The organism is Bacteroides uniformis, assembly GCF_025147485.1.
Classification (GTDB): Bacteria; Bacteroidota; Bacteroidia; order Bacteroidales; family Bacteroidaceae; genus Bacteroides; species Bacteroides uniformis.
The window spans coordinates 2590833-2608809 of record NZ_CP102263.1; the positions used below are offsets into that span (position 1 = coordinate 2590833).

A 17977-nucleotide genomic window follows, 5' to 3' on the forward strand; every position below is an offset into this window, starting at 1 on the left:
ACAGTCTTTAGAACTGATAACCAGCAGTCACCATAACCTCCCGTGGACGGATATTCAACCGTGAAGTATAGCTTTGTGTGGCCGAGTAGGTAGTATAGGCATACTCTTTCTTGTTGAACAGATTGCTGAGGCTGGCTTCCACTCTCCATTTCCTTGTCTTATAAATGAGTGATGCGTCTACAAACAGTGTGTTGAGATGCGTATCGCTGTTTAAATCGTTCCGGTAATGTTCTCCGGAAAGGCAGAGGTCGACGTGTCCGATGCTGAATGTGAGGTGCATACGCTGTACGAAGTCCAGTAGAGGAGCAAGGTGCGTGTCGTTCCCTATTTTACTGCCGCCATAGCTGATTGTGGCATGATATTCGGCTTCGAAAGCTTCGGCGGGCGACCATATCAGTTTGGGTTCCATCTTAAGATAGTCATAACGGTATTTTTGAGGCGGGCCGTTTCCGGCTGTTTCCGTTTGTGGAGTGAGGGCGTCTGTATCTGAAACCCGTGTCAACTGCCAGCCGGTATTGCGGCTCAGTTGTAAGTCAAGTGAGGTTTTCAGATTCCAGTCGAAAAATCCCTTGGAGAGAGTGCTGAGCAGGAACCAACTTTGTGTACTGTTAGAATGTAGGCGAAGGGTGTGGACAATGCGGTTTTCAGAGATACTCTGTTCATTCAAGGTGTTGTAGTGTACATGCCGGTAGGACAAAGTGGCGGTGGCGAAAAATTCCTGCACGGTATTCTTGTATTCTCCATAAAGGTTGTATTGTTGGCGTGTACTGACGGGGAAGAGGCCGTCAGTGTTTTTCCAGGTACGGTAGTCTGTCCGATAGGTAAAAGGGCAGAGGTCTGTGACATCTCCTGCTGAGCGGTGTAAACTGCCGTAGAGGAAAATTTTCCAATGGTAGTCCGGCTGATAGCGCAGATAGAGCGACGGATTGAAAAAGAGAAAAGAGCGCTGTTGCGAGAAGTAGCGCTTATAGCTGAGAGGGAGTGACAGACTTCCCTGCCACTTGCCTTGCTCCAACTGGAAGTAGGGGGAGAGGTAGGGAGAAAAACTGGATGCGCCAAATGTTTCCATCCGGGTGGAATGGTGCTTTACCGATGCCCATTCGCCCTTTATACCGGCGGTGTATTGCCGGGTGAAACCGTTGTGTTTTCTTAGGTGGCTGGCCTTATTGTCGTTGTAAAGGCTGTGCTGGATGAATTTGTCTTTCCCGTCGTGTAGTGACAAGGAGGAGGGCAGATAGGCATACTGTGTGGCAGAATTGAACTCCCATGTGTATTTCTCTCCATTACGGATAAGGCTGAAGAAATTCTTTGCCGTAAACTGGGAGGTGCGCATCGTTTGCTGCAACTCGTGGGAGGTGCCGCGGTTCGTTTCACTTTCTGCCAGGAAGCGGTTCGATAGATAGTGGATGGCCTTATTATCCTCATAGTGTATTTCCATATGGGTGGCATCGTTCTGCAGGCAGTAGTGGTAGGTTTCATCCATGCGTATGGTGTCATCGGGCTGGTAGTAGACTTGCGAGTTGCCCCGTTGCTGAGTAATCCGGTTATGGGTATATCCGGCTTGCAGGCGCAGGGAACGTTCGTCGTTCCATTTATACATGCGGTTGGCATTCAGTGTATGGGTTTCGTTGAAGAGCAGCCGTTGCTTGTCGAGGGGAGCGCTGATGCCCGGTTTTACCAGAAAGCCGTGCAGGGGAATCTGTTGGGATGTGTTGTTTGTCAGTATATGTTGCTCACGGCTAAGGTCGGTACCGTTGTTGTTGCTCTTGTAGCCGTAGATGCTTTGCTTGCCTTTACCCAGTTGGAGGGCATTGGCGGCGTTTTCCCAAAGAAGCGTTCCTTTGTCCCTCTTCGTTTGTGCCGTTCCGGTCGTTTCTTGTGTTCCATCACTCCAGCCTGCACCCAGGGTACCGTTGATAATCCATTGGTCGCGTGCCTGTGGGTCGAGTTTCAAGTTCAGGGCTATTTCATCCGAACTGAGTTTTCCTTTCAATGCCTTGACCGATTGGTAGTTCTCCATAATTTCTGCCGATTTTACGGCTTTGGCACTGAGGTTGTTGTTGATTTGGCTGTAGCGTCCACCCGTCACGTCCATACCCTCCACAAAATAGTGGTCGATGGCTTTACCTTTATATTTCACCTGCCCGTTGTCGTCAATATCCACACCGGGGAGCTTTTTCAGAACATCCTTGATGTGTACGTCCTTGGAAGAGGCAAACTCTGCCAGATTATACCTTACGGTATCTTTCCTGCCATGAATGCGGCCGGGACGTATTTGGACTTCTTTCAGTGCAATGGCTTCGGAATGCAGACGAATATGGAGTGTTTCTGCTGCCGATATGTTGCGTATTTCCCGTCTATAGCCCAGCAGTGATACGCTGACTTGCAGGCTGCCGTTGTATTTCCATGGCAGGGAATATCTCCCCCGGGCATCGGTCAGGGCGTAATCTATCATGGTGCCGTTTCGCAGCACACTAATCATTACGGCTTCCAGCGGTTGTCCGGTTTCTTCGTCCGTTACCAAGCCACTGAGAGACTGTGCATGCGCTGTCATTGCAAACAAGGCAAGGATTGGCAGCAAGAGTTTCTTGAAGTGTATATCCATTGGAGTTCGATGGGATGAATCAGTCAAGTTCCAGCGGATTGTGGGCTATATTCTTCGGCTTCCTGGCTTCATTGCCCTGGTCGTCGCGTATGGTGATACGTACGTTGGGCGTGTTGCCCATAATGAATCCTACCGGGTCGGCATAGTATCTTTCGTGGATTTTGTTGTACGCCTTGCGGTTTACGGGTTCATAATCTTTTCCGTTGAAGAGGATAGGTCGGTAGGAATGGCATTGCTCCATACCGGTGCAGGTAAAGAGATAATGCCCCCTGTTGTCTTCAGCTTTCAGTATCAGTCCGGGCAGTCCGAACAGCTTCCACGGCCCTTCGCTGGAGGAAATCTCCGGACTGTACCAGACAATCCATCTGCGTCCCTTAAACACGCATTCTGCTTTTTGGCAGAGATACGAGAGGATGGTTGCCGTGTCTGTCTGCAGCGTCCACTGTGGACGCTCTTCCGGTTCCTCGCACCGGAGTCTGTTGATGTCTCCGGCAATTTCATCCAGTGTGGTCACTTTGCCTACGGGGTATCTCTTGTAGGTCTGTTCGTTCAGCTTGCTTTTTCTGAACTGTTTGGCGTGTTCAATCATCGTTTCTTGCGAGGCGTTATTGGCAATGTCGGCAGCAAATACCGAGTCGCCCACATACTTTGTGTAACTGTAGAACTTGGAGCATTTCTTGCCGATTTCCAACATCATGGTTTCCTGGAAACGCTCTTCCGACAGTGTGTCCGTACAACCGTCCACTTCATACTGCACCATGAGTACAGCCTGGTCTATGGTATCTTTTCTGAACGTCTTGCCGGAGCCGATTTTGATGTTAAACTGTGCGCAGGCGGTTGTGGTGGTTATCAACAGCATGGCGGTGAGTAGAATCTGCTTTTTCATACTTTTTCGTTGTTAGGAATTACTGTTTCGAGGACGTGTCATGTGTCCTGTCGTCGCAAATCTATGCGGAATTTGTCTTTCCGGAGTGAGAAAGTTATTACTGAAATGTTACTCAAATGAGAATAGCCGCCTCGCGCGTACCTCTGATTGGAGGAAACCCTTACCTTTGTATAGTATAAAAGAAGAACAGACTCTGAGATGGAAAAACGAATCAGAATAGTATGGGCATTGTCACTGATATCCATGCTGCTACTTGTAGCAGGGCAGGGATATTGGTTGTGGAACCAGTATCAGTATAAGAATGAGGAATATGAAGAAGAGATACACCGCCTTGTCATGGATGCCGTGGCAGTGAACGACTCTATCCGGCGTGAACAGCCGAAGAAAGTGTTCAACAAGCCTAATATATCCTTTTTCAACACCAATGTGGACATGCATACGGATAGGGATTCATTGACCAACAAGCTCAAAGAGCGCTATACGCGTACGTTTGTGGTGGGGGCCATGGCAGATAAATCCGTTCTATCCACGGCAATGAAGGATAGTATTGTCTATAAGGACAAGATTGTGATACATGGCGAAGACAAGCTGCTTTTCAACATGAGCTTCAGCGAGGCGATAGTTGCTTATCAGTTGCAGATAGATGTCCCTTTTACGTTGCAGCGCTTCGATTCGGTGCTGGCGACTAAACTGGACGGCATGTCTTTCACTACCGGACTAGTCACGCCGCGCGACAGCCTCTATCAATGGGTGGAAACCGTAGAACGGCTGGGGAGTGATTTGCATCCGGTCATCCGTCTGGTTTATCCTTACAATCCGCTGAAGCGGGAGTTGGTACAAGTGGATGTGCAGGTGATGCCGCATACTCTTTTGCTCCGTATGGGCTGGCAACTTCTGGGCAGCTTGGTATTGATTCTTCTGCTGGCTGTCTGTCTGCTGTTCCAGATAAAGACCATTTTGAAGCAGCACCGTGTGGACGAGTTGCGGAAAAGCTTTGTCAACACCATGATACACGAGTTGAAACGTCCCGTGCAGGCCTTGAAGATGTGCGTCTCTTTTCTCAATGACAAAACAATGCGTACCGACGAGCAGGCCATGGATGAAGTGGTGCGTGATTCCGTTTCCGAGCTGGACAACCTTTCCGCCTACCTCCGGAAGCTGCGCGACATGACCCGTGCTGACGATGAGCAGACACAACTTTCCCTCAGTACTTTCGATTTGAAACCGGTTGTGGAGAAGTTGATACGCCTGCAGCATGCTCCTGGGGGAAAACAAGTATCTTTCGAGACACATTTCACGGACAACCTGCTGGTTACAGCCGACCCCGTGCACATGGCAAATATCATCAGTAATCTGATGGAAAATGCTGTGAAATATTCGGGAAGCTCCGTCAGTATCCGGGTAGAATGCCGCCTGCATGGCCACGAGCTCACATTGAAAGTTTCCGATGACGGCATTGGTATCCCTGTTTCCGAGCAGGGACGGGTATTCGATAAGTTTTACCGTAGCAGCAACTTGCCTGACCGTTCCTTGCCGGGCATCGGTTTGGGGTTGAGTTATGTCAAGTTGTTGGTTGAGGCTCATAGGGGAACCGTCTTTCTGACCAGTCAGATTGGGAGGGGGACGACGGTGGAAATAACCATTCCACAATAATCTGCACAGATGGATATTGAGAATATAAATAGCAACTCATGAAACCACTGAAAATTCTTTTTGCTGACGATGACCTGAAGTATTCCATGCTTCTGAAACGCTTCCTGGAGAAAGAGGGTTATGAAGTGACCTATGCCGGAAATGGTCTTATCGCCCTCGACCAGTTTCCTCTTGTCAAACCGGACCTTGTCTTGCTTGACATCAATATGCCCGGGCTCAATGGCTTTGAAGTGGCAAAACGAATCCGGGAGGCGGACAAGCATGTCCTCATCTTTTTTCTTTCCGACCGTAGCGATAAGGCCGACCGCCTGCAAGGATTCCAACTGAAGGCGAACGATTATCTTGCCAAACCTTTCTATCCGGAAGAGCTTACGGCGCGTATCCGCGAGCGTTTCACTTCGCAGTTGTCCGGCGTGGCAGAGGATGAGATGTATGCTTTCGGCCATTCCGTATTCAATTACAGTACGAACGAGATTCGTACGGGAAATAGTAAGGTGCTGATTACTTCCCGTCAAGCCGATATCCTTCGCTTGCTTGCGCTGAATGTGAATAAGACTGTCAGTCGCGATACGTTGCTGGATGCTGTGTGGGGCACTGCCTCGTATGCCAACTCCCTTGCCTTGAATGTACAGATGTCCTATCTGCGGCGGTCGCTAAAAAACGACCCGAGCGTGAGGATTGAGTCGTTGATGAAAAAAGGGTATATGCTTGCCGTTCTCTGAAAACATCTTTATCTTTGGATTGTTATACAAACAAGACATTTCAAAAAAAAGAGAGCTTATGATGAGTTTAGGAGGATGGATGAATAAAATCTTGATAGGTTGGGGGATAGACCCGAAGTTTGCCGATATGTTTGACGAGACGATTATTGCACTGCTGATGGTGGGGCTTTCGATAGGGCTGGACTATTTGTGCCAGGCAATCTTCGTTGGCGGTATGAAGCATTATACCCGACGCTCTCCCCATCAGTGGAATACGTTGCTGATGAAACGCAGGGTGATACACCATTTGATACATATTCTGCCGGGAATCCTCATCTACTACCTGCTGCCCATGGCCTTTGTGCGTGGAAAGGAGATGCTTGAGTTCTCACAAAAGGTGTGTGCTGTCTATATCATTGTGGCGGTGCTGCTTACTATTAACGGCTTGTTGCTGGTGATGCTCGATGTTTATAACATGAAGGACAAGCAGAAGAACCGTCCGCTGAAAGGCTTCGTGCAGGTATTGCAAGTGCTGCTGTTTTTTATCGGAGGTATCATAGTGGTTTCAGTGCTGATAGGCAAGTCTCCTATGACCTTGTTTGCCGGTCTGGGCGCATCTGCAGCTGTACTGATGCTGGTATTTAAGGACAGCATTCTGGGGTTTGTGGCCGGCGTGCAGCTCTCTGCCAACGACATGTTGCGGATAGGGGACTGGATAGCGCTGCCGGGTGGCGTTGCCAATGGAGTTGTAGAGGAGATTACGCTGAACACGGTCAAGATACGCAACTGGGACGAAACCATCTCGACCGTACCACCGTATACCCTGGTGAACAACTCTTTTCAGAACTGGCGCGGCATGCAGGAAAGTGGCGGGCGACGGGTAAACAAGAATATCTTTCTGGATATGACTACCCTGAAGTTCTGCACTCCGGAAATGCTGGATAATATCCGCAAGGAAGTCCCCTTGATGGCCGACTATCAGCCAGCAGAAGAAGAGGTGCCAACCAATGCGCAGCTCTACCGTATCTACATCGAACGCTATTTGTGCAGCCTGCCGGTGGTGAACCAGGAGATGGACTTGATTATCAGCCAGAAGGAACCCACGACGTATGGGGTACCCATCCAGGTATATTTCTTCTCTCGCAACAAGGTATGGAAAGAGTACGAGCGCATTCAGTCCGACATCTTCGACCACTTGCTGGTGATGGTACAGAAGTTTGACTTGAAACTGTATCAGTATTCCGACTAATATATCAACCGGAACTCCGCATATACAGGCAAGTGGTCGCTGTATCCTCCTTGATACTTCATCCCGTAGTAGGTGCGGAAGGGTTGCTGCCCTCCGTATTTCTTGTCTCTTGTCAGTAGGAAGGGCAGGCAGAATACGTCTGCCTTTGCTTCCTCTGTATATAGCGGTGCGTGTTCTTGCAGCAACGTACCCGATACGATGATGTGGTCCAGTAGTCCCCATTCTCCTTGATACTTGTAGCTGCCGAAGTGCTTGCGTGTTTTGGCTTTTCCTGCCAGTAGATGGTAAAGTTTTTGTGGACGTAGAGAGTCTTGCAATGTTGACGGTGCTGCTGCCTCCAACACCTCCTTTACCGATTTATTCTCCGGATAATCGTTGAAATCCCCTAAAAGGACAATTTGCGGATGTCGGCGTATCGTGTATAGGCTGTCTATGGCATGCTTCACCTTTCGGGCAGCCAGTAGCCGGTAAGGTTCAGACTCTCTTGCCCCTCCCGAACGGGATGGGAAGTGAGCTACCAGTACATCAAGCGTATCCCGATTCAGCAACAATCCGCTGACGTGAAGAATGTCCCGTGTGGGACGGCTATTCTTCCGGGGCTTGTCTACGGGGAGGCTCTGATAGGAAAGCAGTTTGAAAAGATTACGTTGATACAACAGCGCTACGTCGATGCCGCGTTTGTCGGGAGATTGTGTCATCACATACCGGTAGTCTGCTTCGCGCAAGGCAGAGTAGCGGGTAAGGTCGCGCATCACACTGTCATTCTCCACCTCACACAAGGCAACAAGGGCGGGCGGCGTCCATCCTCCGGTGGCGATGATGACGCGGGCTATATTATCCAGTTTCTTTCTGTATTTAGAGTAATTCCAATGCCGGGTGGCATCCGGCAGGAACTCGTAGTCATTCTTTAGTGTGTCATGTCGGGAGTCGAATAGGTTTTCTACATTGTAGCTTACTATCCGAAACGTGAGGGTATCTTTTCCTTCTTGCCCGTACAGACTGATGTACGGGCAGAGAAGGAAGAGTATAACTCCTATCTTATGGATAACGTTCATACAAACGATTCCCGTTCCCCTTTAAGGAACGCGGGATATTTATTTCACCGGAATGTGCTTCAGTATATCCAGCAGATGGTCCCAGAACTTCTGTACGGTAGGAATCAGCATCCGTTCGTCGGGAGAGTGCACACCCTGCAGGGTAGGTCCGAAGGAAATCATGTCCAGTGCCGGGTATTTGTCAAGGAACAGTCCGCATTCCAAACCTGCATGGATAGCTTTTACCTTGGCATCTACACCGAACAAACGTTTGTAGGACTCAACAGCCACTTCCAGGATTTCTGAATGCGGGTTGGGTTTCCAGCCCGGATATCCGTCGCCGAAAGATACGGCTGCTCCACCCATTTCGAATACAGTACGCACCATATTGGCAATGTCTTGTTTGGAGGAGGCGGTAGAGCTGCGCTGGCTGGTCTCGATACGGATGATATGGCCGGATTTCATCTTTACGGAGGCCAGATTGGTGGAGGTTTCCACCAGCCCCGGAATGTCTTGGCTCATGGCATACACACCGTGAGGTGCGGCATAGATGGTTTGCAGCAAGCGCTTGGCGGTATCTTTGTCAATGGCTTTGGGATGGGCTGCTTCCGATTCGAGCACGAATTGGAGGTCCGGGTCAACGACGGCATATTCTGCCTCCACTTCGGCGGCAAAGACATTCAAGTCTGTGCGCAGGGCATGCTTGTCTGCATCGGGTATGGCAATTACCGCGTGTGCTTCGCGGGCAATGGCGTTGCGCAGGTTACCGCCGTCTATTTCGCAAAGGTACATGTCGTACTTCTGGGATGTCTGGCTCAGGAAGCGGTTCAGCAGCTTGTTGGCATTGCCGCGCCCCAGGTGTATGTCGCCGCCGGAGTGTCCGCCTTTCAGCCCCTTTACCTGCACTTTGCAGCAGAAATATCCTGCCGGTACGTCCACTTCCCGGTAGGTGAATTCGGCAACGGAATCTATACCGCCTGCACAGCCGATGAAGAGCTCGCCTTCATCTTCGGAATCGAGGTTCAACAGAATGTCTCCGTTCATGAAGCCTTCTTTCAATGCAAAAGCACCGGTCAGTCCGGTCTCCTCGTCCACGGTGAACAGGCATTCGATAGGGCCGTGCTCAATGCTGTCGTCGGCAAGGATAGCCAGTTCAGTGGCTACACCGATGCCGTTGTCGGCTCCCAAGGTTGTACCTTTGGCTTTCAGCCATTCACCGTCAATTTCGGTTTCGATAGGGTCGGTCAGGAAGTCGTGCTTCACGTCGTTGTTCTTTTCACATACCATGTCGATGTGCGATTGAAGTACGACAGTCTTGCGGTTTTCCATACCCGGAGTAGCGGGTTTCTTTATCAGAACGTTTCCGGCTTCGTCCACCTTCGTTTCCAACTTATGTTTTTCTCCGAATGCTTTTAAGTAAGCAATGATTTTCTCTTCCTTCTTCGAAGGGCGCGGCACTTGGCAGATTTCCTCGAAATAGTGAAATACACCAGCCGGTTTCAAGTCTTTTTTTTCCATAATTATCTGAATTAGCGGCTGCCTTACATGTGTTTATGCAGCCTTCATTATCAATTGTCAAATATCAATTCTCCATTAAATTAACCACTTATTGCTAAATATGGTTAAATTGATTGACTATTTTATTCCCCTTTCTCTTTTTTTAGAGTAAAAAAGGCGAGTTAGTCCAACCAAAGCCCTATATTTGCACCCACAAAAATAGTAAAAACACTATTTTCATGTAACAAAATTAATGGAAATGCTTGATACAATATTGATAACTCTGTTAATAGTTGCTATTTGCATTGTTTTATTGGGTGTGAAGGTCTTTTTTGTGAAAGGCGGCAGGTTCCCTAACGGGCATGTCAGTGGCAATAAGGCAATGCGCGATAGAGGTATCGGTTGCGTGCAGTCGCAGGATAGGGAAGCGCAACGCAAGTCCCGTTTTTCCATTGATGAATTGGAAAAAGCCTTAAACGATAGTATGAACTAATTTTAAAAAACAATATTTATCAATTATGAAGAGATTAAACTACCTCATGAACGGTCTGGCAGCTCTCGCACTGATCGTTTTATTTGCTCAATGTGCCGGCAATACTGATAAACAGACAACAAGCGCTCCTGCACAAGCCGGCGGATTATCGGAAATGAAGATTGCTTATGTTGAAATAGATACGCTTTTGGCAAAATACAACTATTGCATAGACCTGAATGAGGCTATGGTGAAGAAGAGCGAGAATGTCCGTCTGACATTGAACCAGAAAGCCAGCGAACTGGAGAAGCAGAAGCAGGAATTCCAGACAAAGTATCAGAACAACGCTTATCTTTCTCAGGAGAGAGCGCAGCAGGAATACAACCGCATCGCAAAGTTGGAGCAGGATTTGCAGAACCTGAGCAACAAGCTGCAGTCTGAACTGATGAGTGAGAATGAAAAGAACAGCCTGCAACTGCGTGATTCTATCAACGCTTTCTTGAAGGAGTACAATAAGACAAAAGGTTACAGCATGATTATCAGCAATACGGGTTTTGACAATCTGCTCTATGCAGACAGTGTCTACAACATCACTCGTGAGATTCTGGATGGCCTGAATGCAAGATACTCTTCTCCGGTGAAGAAATAATATTTATCCTATGATATAAAAAAGGATGTACTGAAAAGTACATCCTTTTTTTATAGGCCTCTTCCCTCGCCCCCTCCCCCGTAGGGAGGGGAGTTTTGAAGTGTTTGTATTTTGTAGGACTATCTCTGTCCCCCTCCCTACGGGGGAGGGGCTAGGGGAGAGGCTTTTAATGCTCCGATTGTACGCTTTACCCGCTCCGCAGTAGTGATGGTGTGTGTGTATTCATCAATATGTACCGTTCCTCCCATAGAGACGGCGGAATTGTGATAGAGCATGGAGCTTTCGATATTTTCCCTGGCGGAGAAATGAAACTCGCGGATACCGGTTTCTCGGGCAATGTGGGCTATGTTGGTTTCATTCACCCCACAGCCTGCCAATAGGATGATTCGGTCTGATGCTTGTTGTTGGAGTTCTTTCAGAAGGGGAATGCCTCGCTCTGCTGTAGGTTGCTGTCCGGAAGTTAGGATGCGGTTGCATCCTAATTCGATAATATCTTCTATCGCTTTTCGTGGATTTCTGCATACATCGAAAGCACGGTGGAAGGTGACGGACATCCCTTGTGAGGCTTCCATAAGCTGCTCCATCAATGGAATGTCTACATCTCCCTCTGCCGTCAAGCAACCGAACACGACTCCGTCAGCGCCTAGACGGCGGGCATTCTCTATGTCTTTCAGCATGATGCGCTGTTCGGTGGAGGAATAAAGAAAATCTCCTCCGCGGGGACGGACAATGATATGCAATTTGGTCTGTTGCAATGCTTCCCGTGCGATGAGGATATCACCGTATGAGGGGGTTGTCCCTCCCTCGGGGATGCCTGCGCATAGTTCCACCCGGTCTGCTCCGCCGGCTTGTGCGGCAATACAACTCTCTACGGAGTTGGCACAAACTTCAAACTGATAATCTTTCATTTTGTAAAGTTATGGTTGTGGTGCAAAAATAAGAAAAGGGTGAATTCGTATTCACCCTTTTCTGCATTTATTTTCTTTTCTGATGTTACTTTGCGTAGCTCACCGCACGTGTCTCACGGATAACGGTAATCTTCACCTGGCCCGGATAAGTCATTTCGTCCTGAATCTTCTTGGCGATTTCACCGGAAAGGTTCTCCGTCTGCTTGTCGTCAATCTTGTCTGCACCGACAATGACACGCAACTCACGGCCTGCCTGGATGGCATATGTCTTTGTCACTCCCGGATAGGACATGGCCAGTTGTTCAAGGTCGTTCAGGCGCTTGATGTAGGCTTCTACGATTTCGCGGCGTGCTCCCGGACGTGCGCCTGAAATGGCATCGCATACTTGTACGATGGGAGCCAGCAGGCTGGTCATTTCCACTTCGTCGTGGTGGGCGCCGATGGCGTTGCAGATGTCCGGCTTTTCCTTGAACTTTTCTGCCAGCTTCATACCATAGAGTGCGTGCGGTAATTCCGGTTCCTCATCGGGTACCTTACCTATATCATGCAGCAGTCCGGCACGTTTTGCTTTCTTCGGGTTGAGTCCCAGCTCTGATGCCATCACAGCGCAAAGATTGGCTGTTTCGCGTGCATGCTGCAAAAGGTTCTGGCCGTATGAAGAACGGTATTTCATCTTACCGATAATGCGGATAAGTTCCGGATGCAGACCGTGGATGCCCAGGTCGATAGTAGTACGTTTACCGGTTTCGATGATTTCCTCTTCTACCTGCTTGCGTACTTTGGCAACTACCTCTTCGATGCGTGCCGGGTGGATGCGTCCGTCCGTCACCAACTGGTGCAGTGCAAGGCGTGCAACCTCGCGGCGAACCGGGTCGAAGGCTGACAATACGATAGCTTCCGGAGTGTCGTCTACCACGATTTCTACACCGGTAGCAGCTTCCAGGGCACGGATGTTGCGGCCTTCGCGACCGATGATACGTCCCTTGATTTCATCTGATTCGATGTGGAATACAGTTACCGAGTTTTCAATGGCTGTTTCCGTAGCCACGCGCTGGATGCTCTGTATCACGATGCGCTTGGCCTCTTTGCTTGCCGTCAGCTTGGCGTCGTCCATGATGTCGTTAATGTAGGACTGAGCCTGCGTTTTGGCTTCTTCCTTTAGGGATTCTACCATGCGCTCTTTGGCTTCTTCGGCAGAAAGTCCGGAGATAGCTTCCAGTTTTTCTATTTCCTGGCGCTGCATGTGCTCCAGTTCTTCTTTCTTCTTGTCTACGATGGACAGCTGGGCTTCCAGATTTTCTTTCACGGCTTCTGCTTCCATCTTCTTGCGCTGGATTTCTTCCTGGCGTTGGTTCAGTACCAATTCACGTTGTTTCAGCTTGTTTTCTGCCTGCTGTATCTTTTGGTTACGTTGGGCCACTTCTTTTTCCAAGTCTGCCTTCTTGTTCAGGAATTTTTCCTTTACTTCCAGCAACTTATTCTTCTTAATCACTTCCGCTTCCGCTTCCGCATCTCTCAGGATACCGTCGTATTTGTTTTTCAGCCCGTGCTTGAAGAACAAGTACGAGGCAAACCCTCCGACAATGAAGCAGGCAATGGATAATACTATTGTAACTACTGTCATTTTATTAATTTGTTTTTAGTATATAAATAAAAAAGCACTGCATAAAAGCTTGCTTTGATGAAGGGCAAACTTTTGTACAGTGCGCGAATTTCTCTCTTTTACCGACCCGACGGAGGGATTGCAGCTTATTGTTCCTTGAAATAGGTCTCCAATACCTCTGTCAGTTCCTTTATTTTAGCTGTATAGGGTTCAGTATCATTACGGTCCTTCAACTGAAGGTTTTCCAAAGCGAACTGATAGGCCACCATGGCTATAATTCTCTCCAGAGACACATTCTGATAATGCTCCCGATACGCATTGAGCCTGATATCTACCTGCTTGGCGGCTTCTCTTACCATTTCCTCGTCCTCACGGTTGATTGTGAGAGGGTAGGAGGCTCCTGCCATCTGCAGGTTTATCTTTATCTTATCGTTCATACATCCTCTTCTCTTTATTCATTCAACAAAGCGATGCATTTATCGACTTCACGCACTAATTTGGACAATCGCAGCTTCGTCTCTTTCACGTCGCTGCCGTTAAGGCTGATTGTCGTAGCTGTTTTTAGGTTCGTGTAGTTAAGTTCCAGTTCCTGGTATTCAGCTTGTACCTTCCCGTATTCCTCTTCTTTGGCTTCGAGAAGTTGCTTTAGCTCAGCATTTTCGCGTTTTAATTCATCGTGCAGATAGATTAAATGTCGCAGTCTGGCTTCAAAGGTACTTAATAGCTTCTTTTCTTCGTCTGTCATCACTACACCAAAATTGTACACAAAAATACGATTTACTTGGAGATTACAAAAACTTTTCGGAGAAAATGTGCTGTAGAGGTATCGAAATAACCGAAATGGCACATGAAATACTGGTTTTGAGGGATTGAAAAAGGGTGGTGGAGGCTGGCTTTTCAAAAGATGTGGATAGGTATGGAACTGTTTGCTTTTTAGAAGGATTTTATTTCTTCCTCTTCGAGCGCTTAGTATCTCCGTTGCTAAACAGTAATCGTCCGACGTTTGTTTAATTATCGTCCAACAGTTGTCGGACGATAATTAAACAGATGTCGGATGATAATTAAACGGTTGTCGGACGATTACTGTTTAGTAAGGCCGGAATTACTTTTTGCCGTTTCCGGCACTACTCTTTAGGTGTGGTTGGAATAGTATGTAGTAAAGGAAGGAGGGGGATGCTAAGAAATAAATAAAATAATTTATATAATAATTTGGTTTATAAAATAAACTATTTATCTTTGCATCGGAGTTCGAACCCGAGATGTGATTTTGGTATGTATAACTTAAAGAGAATGATTATGAAAACGATTGTTTGTAGAAGTATGGCGGCAGCTCTTCTTTGTGTATTTGCATTGGGGGTGTCTGCGCAAGATGTTCTGAAAGTGAAGGTGATGAACATACCTTCTGCTGTGGGAAAGATAATGATTGCCACTGACAAGGGGCAGTATGGTATGGTAGATGCCAAGGGCACGGAGGCGGTACTGGAACTGAAAGATGTGACAGTGGGTAAATATAAGCTTTATGTCTATCATGATGAAAACAACAATTATCAGTTGGATAGGGAAGACGGAATTCCATCTGAGTATTGCGCGATAGCGGATGTGGAGGTGAGCGCTGACACGAAGCAGGTGGAGATAGCACTTAAGCGGGTATTAAAAGGAAGCAACAAATAAGGCGGCAGGAAAATGGAAGAAAGAAAATTGAATGAGAAAGAGAGTTTAGAACTCATCACTCGGATGATACAGAACACGAAGGACAGAATGGCGGAAAATTCAGGGACACCTTTTTTGCTGTGGGGATATGTAACGGTAATTATCTCGTTGCTGGTTTGGTTTCTATTGAAGGAAACGGGCAATAACAATTGGCAATTCCTATGGTTCCTGCTTCCAGTCATAGCCTTTCCTGCTACGTTGTGGAGTCAGCGGAAGGCTCGGAAAATGTTGAAGACCTACATAGACCGTGTTGTGGATTATGTGTGGACGGTATTTGGACTGGGCGCTTTCTTGGTATCGTGTACCGCCATATTTGTATGGAAGATTCCTATTCTGTTTGTCATTTTGCTGATGATGGGGATGGGAACTGCCCTGACGGGACTGATTGTGAACACGAAAGTGGTTACGATAGGGGGAGTGCTGGGAGCCTTGCTCTCGTTGGGATGTTTCTATATGCCCGGCATAGACCAGATACTGTTTTTTGCATTGGCGTTCGTCTTTATGATGGTGATTCCCGGACATTACATGAACAGTGTGGCGAAGCGTCACAAACAATAAAAGAAGAGGATGATATATGTTTAAAGAACTGAACCCTTTGCTCCATAGCGAACTGCGGCTTGCGGTGATGTCGTTGCTTATTAGTGTCGAGGAGGCGGACTTTGTCTATATCCGCCAGCAGACCAAAGCTACGGCAGGAAACCTGAGCGTGCAGATAGACAAACTCAGCAAGGCGGGATATGTGGAGGTGACAAAGACTTTTAAAGGAAAGATGCCTTGTACGATTTGTAAGATCACTCCGCAAGGAGTAGACGCATTTGAGGAATATGTAGAGTCATTGAAATCTTATCTGGCAGGGAGGTTGTGAGTGTGGGTGACTTTACATTTATGGGGCAAAGATGGAAATCTTCTGAAAAAGGTTTCTATCTTTGCCTTTTTCATGAGAAGGAGGAGGGTGTGTCATCAACCGTTTTGCCACCCTCATGCCGGACAAAATTTAAACAGACTCTAAAAAGATAGAATGATATGAGAATTTTAGTCACTTATGCCGTACAAGGCGAATTTACGGAATTGAAATTTCCCGGACTGATAGGGGAGGAAGAGGTGCAGATAGGCTATCTCCGTACCGGTGTGGGAAAGGTGAAATCGGCTTTTTATCTTTCTGAAGCGATAAGCCATGCGCAACCGGACTTGGTGGTCAATGTAGGTACGGCAGGGACTATCCGTCATCGGGTAGGAGATATTTTCGTATGCCGTCATTTTGTGGACCGTGATATGCAGAAGCTGGTGGAGCTTGGTATGGAGTATGAGATTGATTCAATGGATTTGTTGTCCCAAAAAGGATATTGCTTGCACTGGCCGGCAGGCGGTGTATGCAATACGGGGGATACTTTCTTGACAGAACTCTCGGATGTGTCCGGTGATGTTGTGGATATGGAAGCCTATGCCCAGGCTTTGGTATGCCGTGCCAAGAATGTTCCTTTCATTTCGGTGAAGTACGTGACGGATATTATCGGACAGAACTCCGTGAAACATTGGGAAGACAAGCTTGCCGATGCTCGGAAGGGGTTGGGAGAATTCTTCGAAAAATTGGGAGGAGTTTGATTAATGTGCTAATATGCCAATGTGCTAATTGGCTGCGCTATGTGTATATTAGACTCTCACACCGCAGGTCATTGGCACATTAGCACATTAACCACATTAACCACATTAACCACATTAACCACATTAGCACATTCATTTATCTCAACGTCTTGAATGACAGTATATGCCAAGTCACCCCCACAGCGACAAGGAACAATACTGCCTTTATTTCTGTTAGTGGAATCAGGAAGAAGATGCAGTAAACCATTGTTCCCCACATCAGCAGTAGGGAGATGATTTTGGCACGTAGAGGGATGGCTTTGTTCTCGCGGAAGCTGCGGATGTAGGGACCGAGGCATTTGTGGTTCAGCAACCATTGGTACAGTCTGGGTGAGCCTCTGAAGTAGAGTGCTGCCGTGAGCAGCAGGAAAGGCGTAGTGGGCAGCAACGGCAGGAAGATGCCGATGATGCCGAGTGTCAAAGAAACTGTTCCCAAAATGATGCAGACGGTTTTCATGCGGCAAATGTAGGAAAAATAATAATATAGATAATATGTATGCGAATAAAGTAAAGAAGGTTGTTGCCGTCCACGACTTGTCGGGAGTCGGACGGGTGTCTCTGACGGTGGTCATTCCCATTCTTTCGTCTATGGGTTTCCAGGTGTGTCCGTTGCCTACAGCCGTATTGTCGAGCCATACCCAGTATCCGGAATTCTCTTTTCTGGACCTGACGGATGAAATGCCGAAGATTATTTCCGAGTGGAAGAAGCTGGAAGTACAGTTTGATGCCTTTTATACCGGCTATCTGGGTTCTCCGCGGCAGATACATATTGTTTCTGACTTTATTGATGACTTCCGCCGACCGGACGGTCTGGTTGTGGTAGACCCGGTGTTGGGCGATAACGGACGGCTTTATGCGAACTTCCACGAGTCCATGATTGATGAAATGAAACATCTCATCACCAAGGCCGATGTCGTTACTCCCAATTTGACGGAGCTGTTCTATCTGCTGGGTATTCCTTATAAGGAGATGAATACGGATGAGGAATTGAAGTCATACCTTCGCCAGCTTTCCGATTGTGGTCCCGAAGTGGTGATTATTACCAGTGTGCCCGTACGGGATGATAAGCATAAGACGTCCGTGTATGCCTATAACCGGAACGGTAACCGCTACTGGAAGGTTACGTGTCCTTACCTGCCGGCCCATTATCCCGGAACGGGGGATACGTTTACCAGTGTCATCACCGGGGCACTGTTGCAAGGTGACAGTTTGCCCATTGCCCTGGACCGTGCCACGCAGTTCATTCTGCAAGGTATCCGTGCTACTTTCGGATACGAGTACGACAACCGTGAAGGTATACAGCTTGAAAAGGTGTTGCATAATCTCGACATGCCGATTCAAATCTGTAGCTATGAATTAATTTAAACCA

19 protein-coding genes are annotated in these 17977 nt (G+C 47.8%); 10 read left to right on the forward strand and 9 right to left on the reverse strand.

The window, feature by feature from the left end; all coding sequences use genetic code 11:
* Positions 1 to 7: 7 nt before the first annotated feature.
* Both NQ510_RS10025 and NQ510_RS10030 read right to left on the reverse strand, forming a co-directional pair.
* Positions 8 to 2605 carry a carboxypeptidase-like regulatory domain-containing protein gene (locus NQ510_RS10025; RefSeq protein WP_005826388.1) on the reverse strand — a complete coding sequence of 866 codons (2598 nt, stop codon included), beginning with the start codon at positions 2603 to 2605 and terminating at the stop codon, positions 8 to 10.
* A 19-nt stretch (positions 2606 to 2624) separates the two neighbouring features.
* Positions 2625 to 3491 (reverse strand): GLPGLI family protein, encoded by an 867-nt coding sequence (locus tag NQ510_RS10030; RefSeq protein ID WP_005826389.1) that lies wholly within the window; start codon positions 3489 to 3491, stop codon positions 2625 to 2627.
* Positions 3492 to 3689: 198 nt separating this feature from the next.
* On the opposite strand from NQ510_RS10030, the gene NQ510_RS10035 reads away from it, so the two are divergent.
* Genes NQ510_RS10035 through NQ510_RS10045 form a run of 3 tightly spaced genes read left to right on the forward strand, consistent with a single transcriptional unit; the run spans position 3690 to position 7094 of the window.
* Positions 3690 to 5144: a sensor histidine kinase gene (locus NQ510_RS10035; RefSeq protein ID WP_005826390.1), complete on the forward strand. Its 1455-nt coding sequence runs from the start codon at positions 3690 to 3692 to the stop codon at positions 5142 to 5144.
* 38 nt (positions 5145 to 5182) lie between these two features.
* A complete protein-coding gene (locus NQ510_RS10040) occupies positions 5183 to 5866 on the forward strand; it encodes a response regulator transcription factor (protein WP_005826392.1) in 684 nt (227 codons plus the stop codon).
* Between the two features lie 58 nt (positions 5867 to 5924).
* Positions 5925 to 7094: a mechanosensitive ion channel family protein gene (locus tag NQ510_RS10045; protein ID WP_034525506.1), complete on the forward strand. Its 1170-nt coding sequence runs from the start codon at positions 5925 to 5927 to the stop codon at positions 7092 to 7094.
* Here NQ510_RS10045 and NQ510_RS10050 read toward each other — a convergent pair.
* On the reverse strand, positions 7091 to 8149 hold the full coding sequence (locus NQ510_RS10050; protein ID WP_005826396.1) for an endonuclease/exonuclease/phosphatase family protein: 1059 nt from the start codon (positions 8147 to 8149) through the stop codon (positions 7091 to 7093). The genes NQ510_RS10045 and NQ510_RS10050 overlap by 4 nt on opposite strands.
* Positions 8150 to 8188: 39 nt before the next feature.
* Positions 8189 to 9646, reverse strand: a complete 1458-nt coding sequence (locus NQ510_RS10055; RefSeq protein ID WP_005826398.1) for an aminoacyl-histidine dipeptidase — start codon at positions 9644 to 9646, stop codon at positions 8189 to 8191.
* A 238-nt stretch (positions 9647 to 9884) separates the two neighbouring features.
* On the opposite strand from NQ510_RS10055, the gene NQ510_RS10060 reads away from it, so the two are divergent.
* Both NQ510_RS10060 and NQ510_RS10065 read left to right on the forward strand, forming a co-directional pair.
* The gene (locus NQ510_RS10060) at positions 9885 to 10118 is read left to right on the forward strand and encodes a hypothetical protein (protein WP_005835814.1); all 234 of its coding nucleotides are present in this window, start codon (positions 9885 to 9887) and stop codon (positions 10116 to 10118) included.
* Between the two features lie 25 nt (positions 10119 to 10143).
* The gene (locus NQ510_RS10065) at positions 10144 to 10746 is read left to right on the forward strand and encodes an OmpH family outer membrane protein (protein WP_005826401.1); all 603 of its coding nucleotides are present in this window, start codon (positions 10144 to 10146) and stop codon (positions 10744 to 10746) included.
* Positions 10747 to 10883: 137 nt separating this feature from the next.
* Here NQ510_RS10065 and NQ510_RS10070 read toward each other — a convergent pair whose 3' ends face one another.
* The 4 genes from NQ510_RS10070 to NQ510_RS10085 all read right to left on the reverse strand — a co-directional run bounded on the left by NQ510_RS10070 (position 10884) and on the right by NQ510_RS10085 (position 14002).
* Entirely contained in the window at positions 10884 to 11654 is a 771-nt protein-coding gene (locus tag NQ510_RS10070) for a copper homeostasis protein CutC (RefSeq protein ID WP_005826404.1), read from the reverse strand.
* Between the two features lie 85 nt (positions 11655 to 11739).
* Positions 11740 to 13278, reverse strand: a complete 1539-nt coding sequence (gene rny / locus NQ510_RS10075; RefSeq protein WP_005826406.1) for a ribonuclease Y — start codon at positions 13276 to 13278, stop codon at positions 11740 to 11742.
* A 125-nt stretch (positions 13279 to 13403) separates the two neighbouring features.
* Positions 13404 to 13694 carry a cell division protein ZapA gene (locus NQ510_RS10080; RefSeq protein WP_005826408.1) on the reverse strand — a complete coding sequence of 97 codons (291 nt, stop codon included), beginning with the start codon at positions 13692 to 13694 and terminating at the stop codon, positions 13404 to 13406.
* Positions 13695 to 13708: 14 nt separating this feature from the next.
* Positions 13709 to 14002: a hypothetical protein gene (locus NQ510_RS10085; RefSeq protein ID WP_005826410.1), complete on the reverse strand. Its 294-nt coding sequence runs from the start codon at positions 14000 to 14002 to the stop codon at positions 13709 to 13711.
* 551 nt (positions 14003 to 14553) lie between these two features.
* Here NQ510_RS10085 and NQ510_RS10090 point away from each other — a divergent pair.
* The 4 genes from NQ510_RS10090 (at position 14554) to NQ510_RS10105 (ending at position 16569) form a co-directional block, all read left to right on the forward strand.
* Entirely contained in the window at positions 14554 to 14928 is a 375-nt protein-coding gene (locus NQ510_RS10090; protein WP_034525507.1) for a DUF2141 domain-containing protein, read from the forward strand.
* A 12-nt stretch (positions 14929 to 14940) separates the two neighbouring features.
* Positions 14941 to 15525 carry a hypothetical protein gene (locus NQ510_RS10095; protein WP_005826414.1) on the forward strand — a complete coding sequence of 195 codons (585 nt, stop codon included), beginning with the start codon at positions 14941 to 14943 and terminating at the stop codon, positions 15523 to 15525.
* Positions 15526 to 15541: 16 nt separating this feature from the next.
* Positions 15542 to 15832 carry a winged helix-turn-helix domain-containing protein gene (locus NQ510_RS10100; protein ID WP_005826416.1) on the forward strand — a complete coding sequence of 97 codons (291 nt, stop codon included), beginning with the start codon at positions 15542 to 15544 and terminating at the stop codon, positions 15830 to 15832.
* A gap of 158 nt (positions 15833 to 15990) precedes the next feature.
* On the forward strand, positions 15991 to 16569 hold the full coding sequence (locus tag NQ510_RS10105; protein WP_005826419.1) for a 5'-methylthioadenosine/S-adenosylhomocysteine nucleosidase family protein: 579 nt from the start codon (positions 15991 to 15993) through the stop codon (positions 16567 to 16569).
* A gap of 136 nt (positions 16570 to 16705) precedes the next feature.
* On the opposite strand, the gene NQ510_RS10110 is transcribed toward NQ510_RS10105, so the two are convergent.
* Entirely contained in the window at positions 16706 to 17065 is a 360-nt protein-coding gene (locus NQ510_RS10110; protein ID WP_005826420.1) for a YbaN family protein, read from the reverse strand.
* Between the two features lie 35 nt (positions 17066 to 17100).
* On the opposite strand from NQ510_RS10110, the gene NQ510_RS10115 reads away from it, so the two are divergent.
* Positions 17101 to 17973, forward strand: a complete 873-nt coding sequence (locus NQ510_RS10115) for a pyridoxamine kinase (RefSeq protein ID WP_005826422.1) — start codon at positions 17101 to 17103, stop codon at positions 17971 to 17973.
* Positions 17974 to 17977: the final 4 nt, after the last annotated feature.

Coding starts and splice junctions, on each gene's coding strand:
- NQ510_RS10025 (WP_005826388.1), bottom strand. CDS start 2,605: ATGGATATACACTTCAAGAAACTCTTGCTGCCAATCCTTGCCTTGTTT.
- NQ510_RS10030 (WP_005826389.1), bottom strand. CDS start 3,491: ATGAAAAAGCAGATTCTACTCACCGCCATGCTGTTGATAACCACCACA.
- NQ510_RS10035 (WP_005826390.1), top strand. CDS start 3,690: ATGGAAAAACGAATCAGAATAGTATGGGCATTGTCACTGATATCCATG.
- NQ510_RS10040 (WP_005826392.1), top strand. CDS start 5,183: ATGAAACCACTGAAAATTCTTTTTGCTGACGATGACCTGAAGTATTCC.
- NQ510_RS10045 (WP_034525506.1), top strand. CDS start 5,925: ATGATGAGTTTAGGAGGATGGATGAATAAAATCTTGATAGGTTGGGGG.
- NQ510_RS10050 (WP_005826396.1), bottom strand. CDS start 8,149: ATGAACGTTATCCATAAGATAGGAGTTATACTCTTCCTTCTCTGCCCG.
- NQ510_RS10055 (WP_005826398.1), bottom strand. CDS start 9,646: ATGGAAAAAAAAGACTTGAAACCGGCTGGTGTATTTCACTATTTCGAG.
- NQ510_RS10060 (WP_005835814.1), top strand. CDS start 9,885: ATGCTTGATACAATATTGATAACTCTGTTAATAGTTGCTATTTGCATT.
- NQ510_RS10065 (WP_005826401.1), top strand. CDS start 10,144: ATGAAGAGATTAAACTACCTCATGAACGGTCTGGCAGCTCTCGCACTG.
- NQ510_RS10070 (WP_005826404.1), bottom strand. CDS start 11,654: ATGAAAGATTATCAGTTTGAAGTTTGTGCCAACTCCGTAGAGAGTTGT.
- rny (WP_005826406.1), bottom strand. CDS start 13,278: ATGACAGTAGTTACAATAGTATTATCCATTGCCTGCTTCATTGTCGGA.
- NQ510_RS10080 (WP_005826408.1), bottom strand. CDS start 13,694: ATGAACGATAAGATAAAGATAAACCTGCAGATGGCAGGAGCCTCCTAC.
- NQ510_RS10085 (WP_005826410.1), bottom strand. CDS start 14,002: ATGACAGACGAAGAAAAGAAGCTATTAAGTACCTTTGAAGCCAGACTG.
- NQ510_RS10090 (WP_034525507.1), top strand. CDS start 14,554: ATGAAAACGATTGTTTGTAGAAGTATGGCGGCAGCTCTTCTTTGTGTA.
- NQ510_RS10095 (WP_005826414.1), top strand. CDS start 14,941: ATGGAAGAAAGAAAATTGAATGAGAAAGAGAGTTTAGAACTCATCACT.
- NQ510_RS10100 (WP_005826416.1), top strand. CDS start 15,542: ATGTTTAAAGAACTGAACCCTTTGCTCCATAGCGAACTGCGGCTTGCG.
- NQ510_RS10105 (WP_005826419.1), top strand. CDS start 15,991: ATGAGAATTTTAGTCACTTATGCCGTACAAGGCGAATTTACGGAATTG.
- NQ510_RS10110 (WP_005826420.1), bottom strand. CDS start 17,065: ATGAAAACCGTCTGCATCATTTTGGGAACAGTTTCTTTGACACTCGGC.
- NQ510_RS10115 (WP_005826422.1), top strand. CDS start 17,101: ATGTATGCGAATAAAGTAAAGAAGGTTGTTGCCGTCCACGACTTGTCG.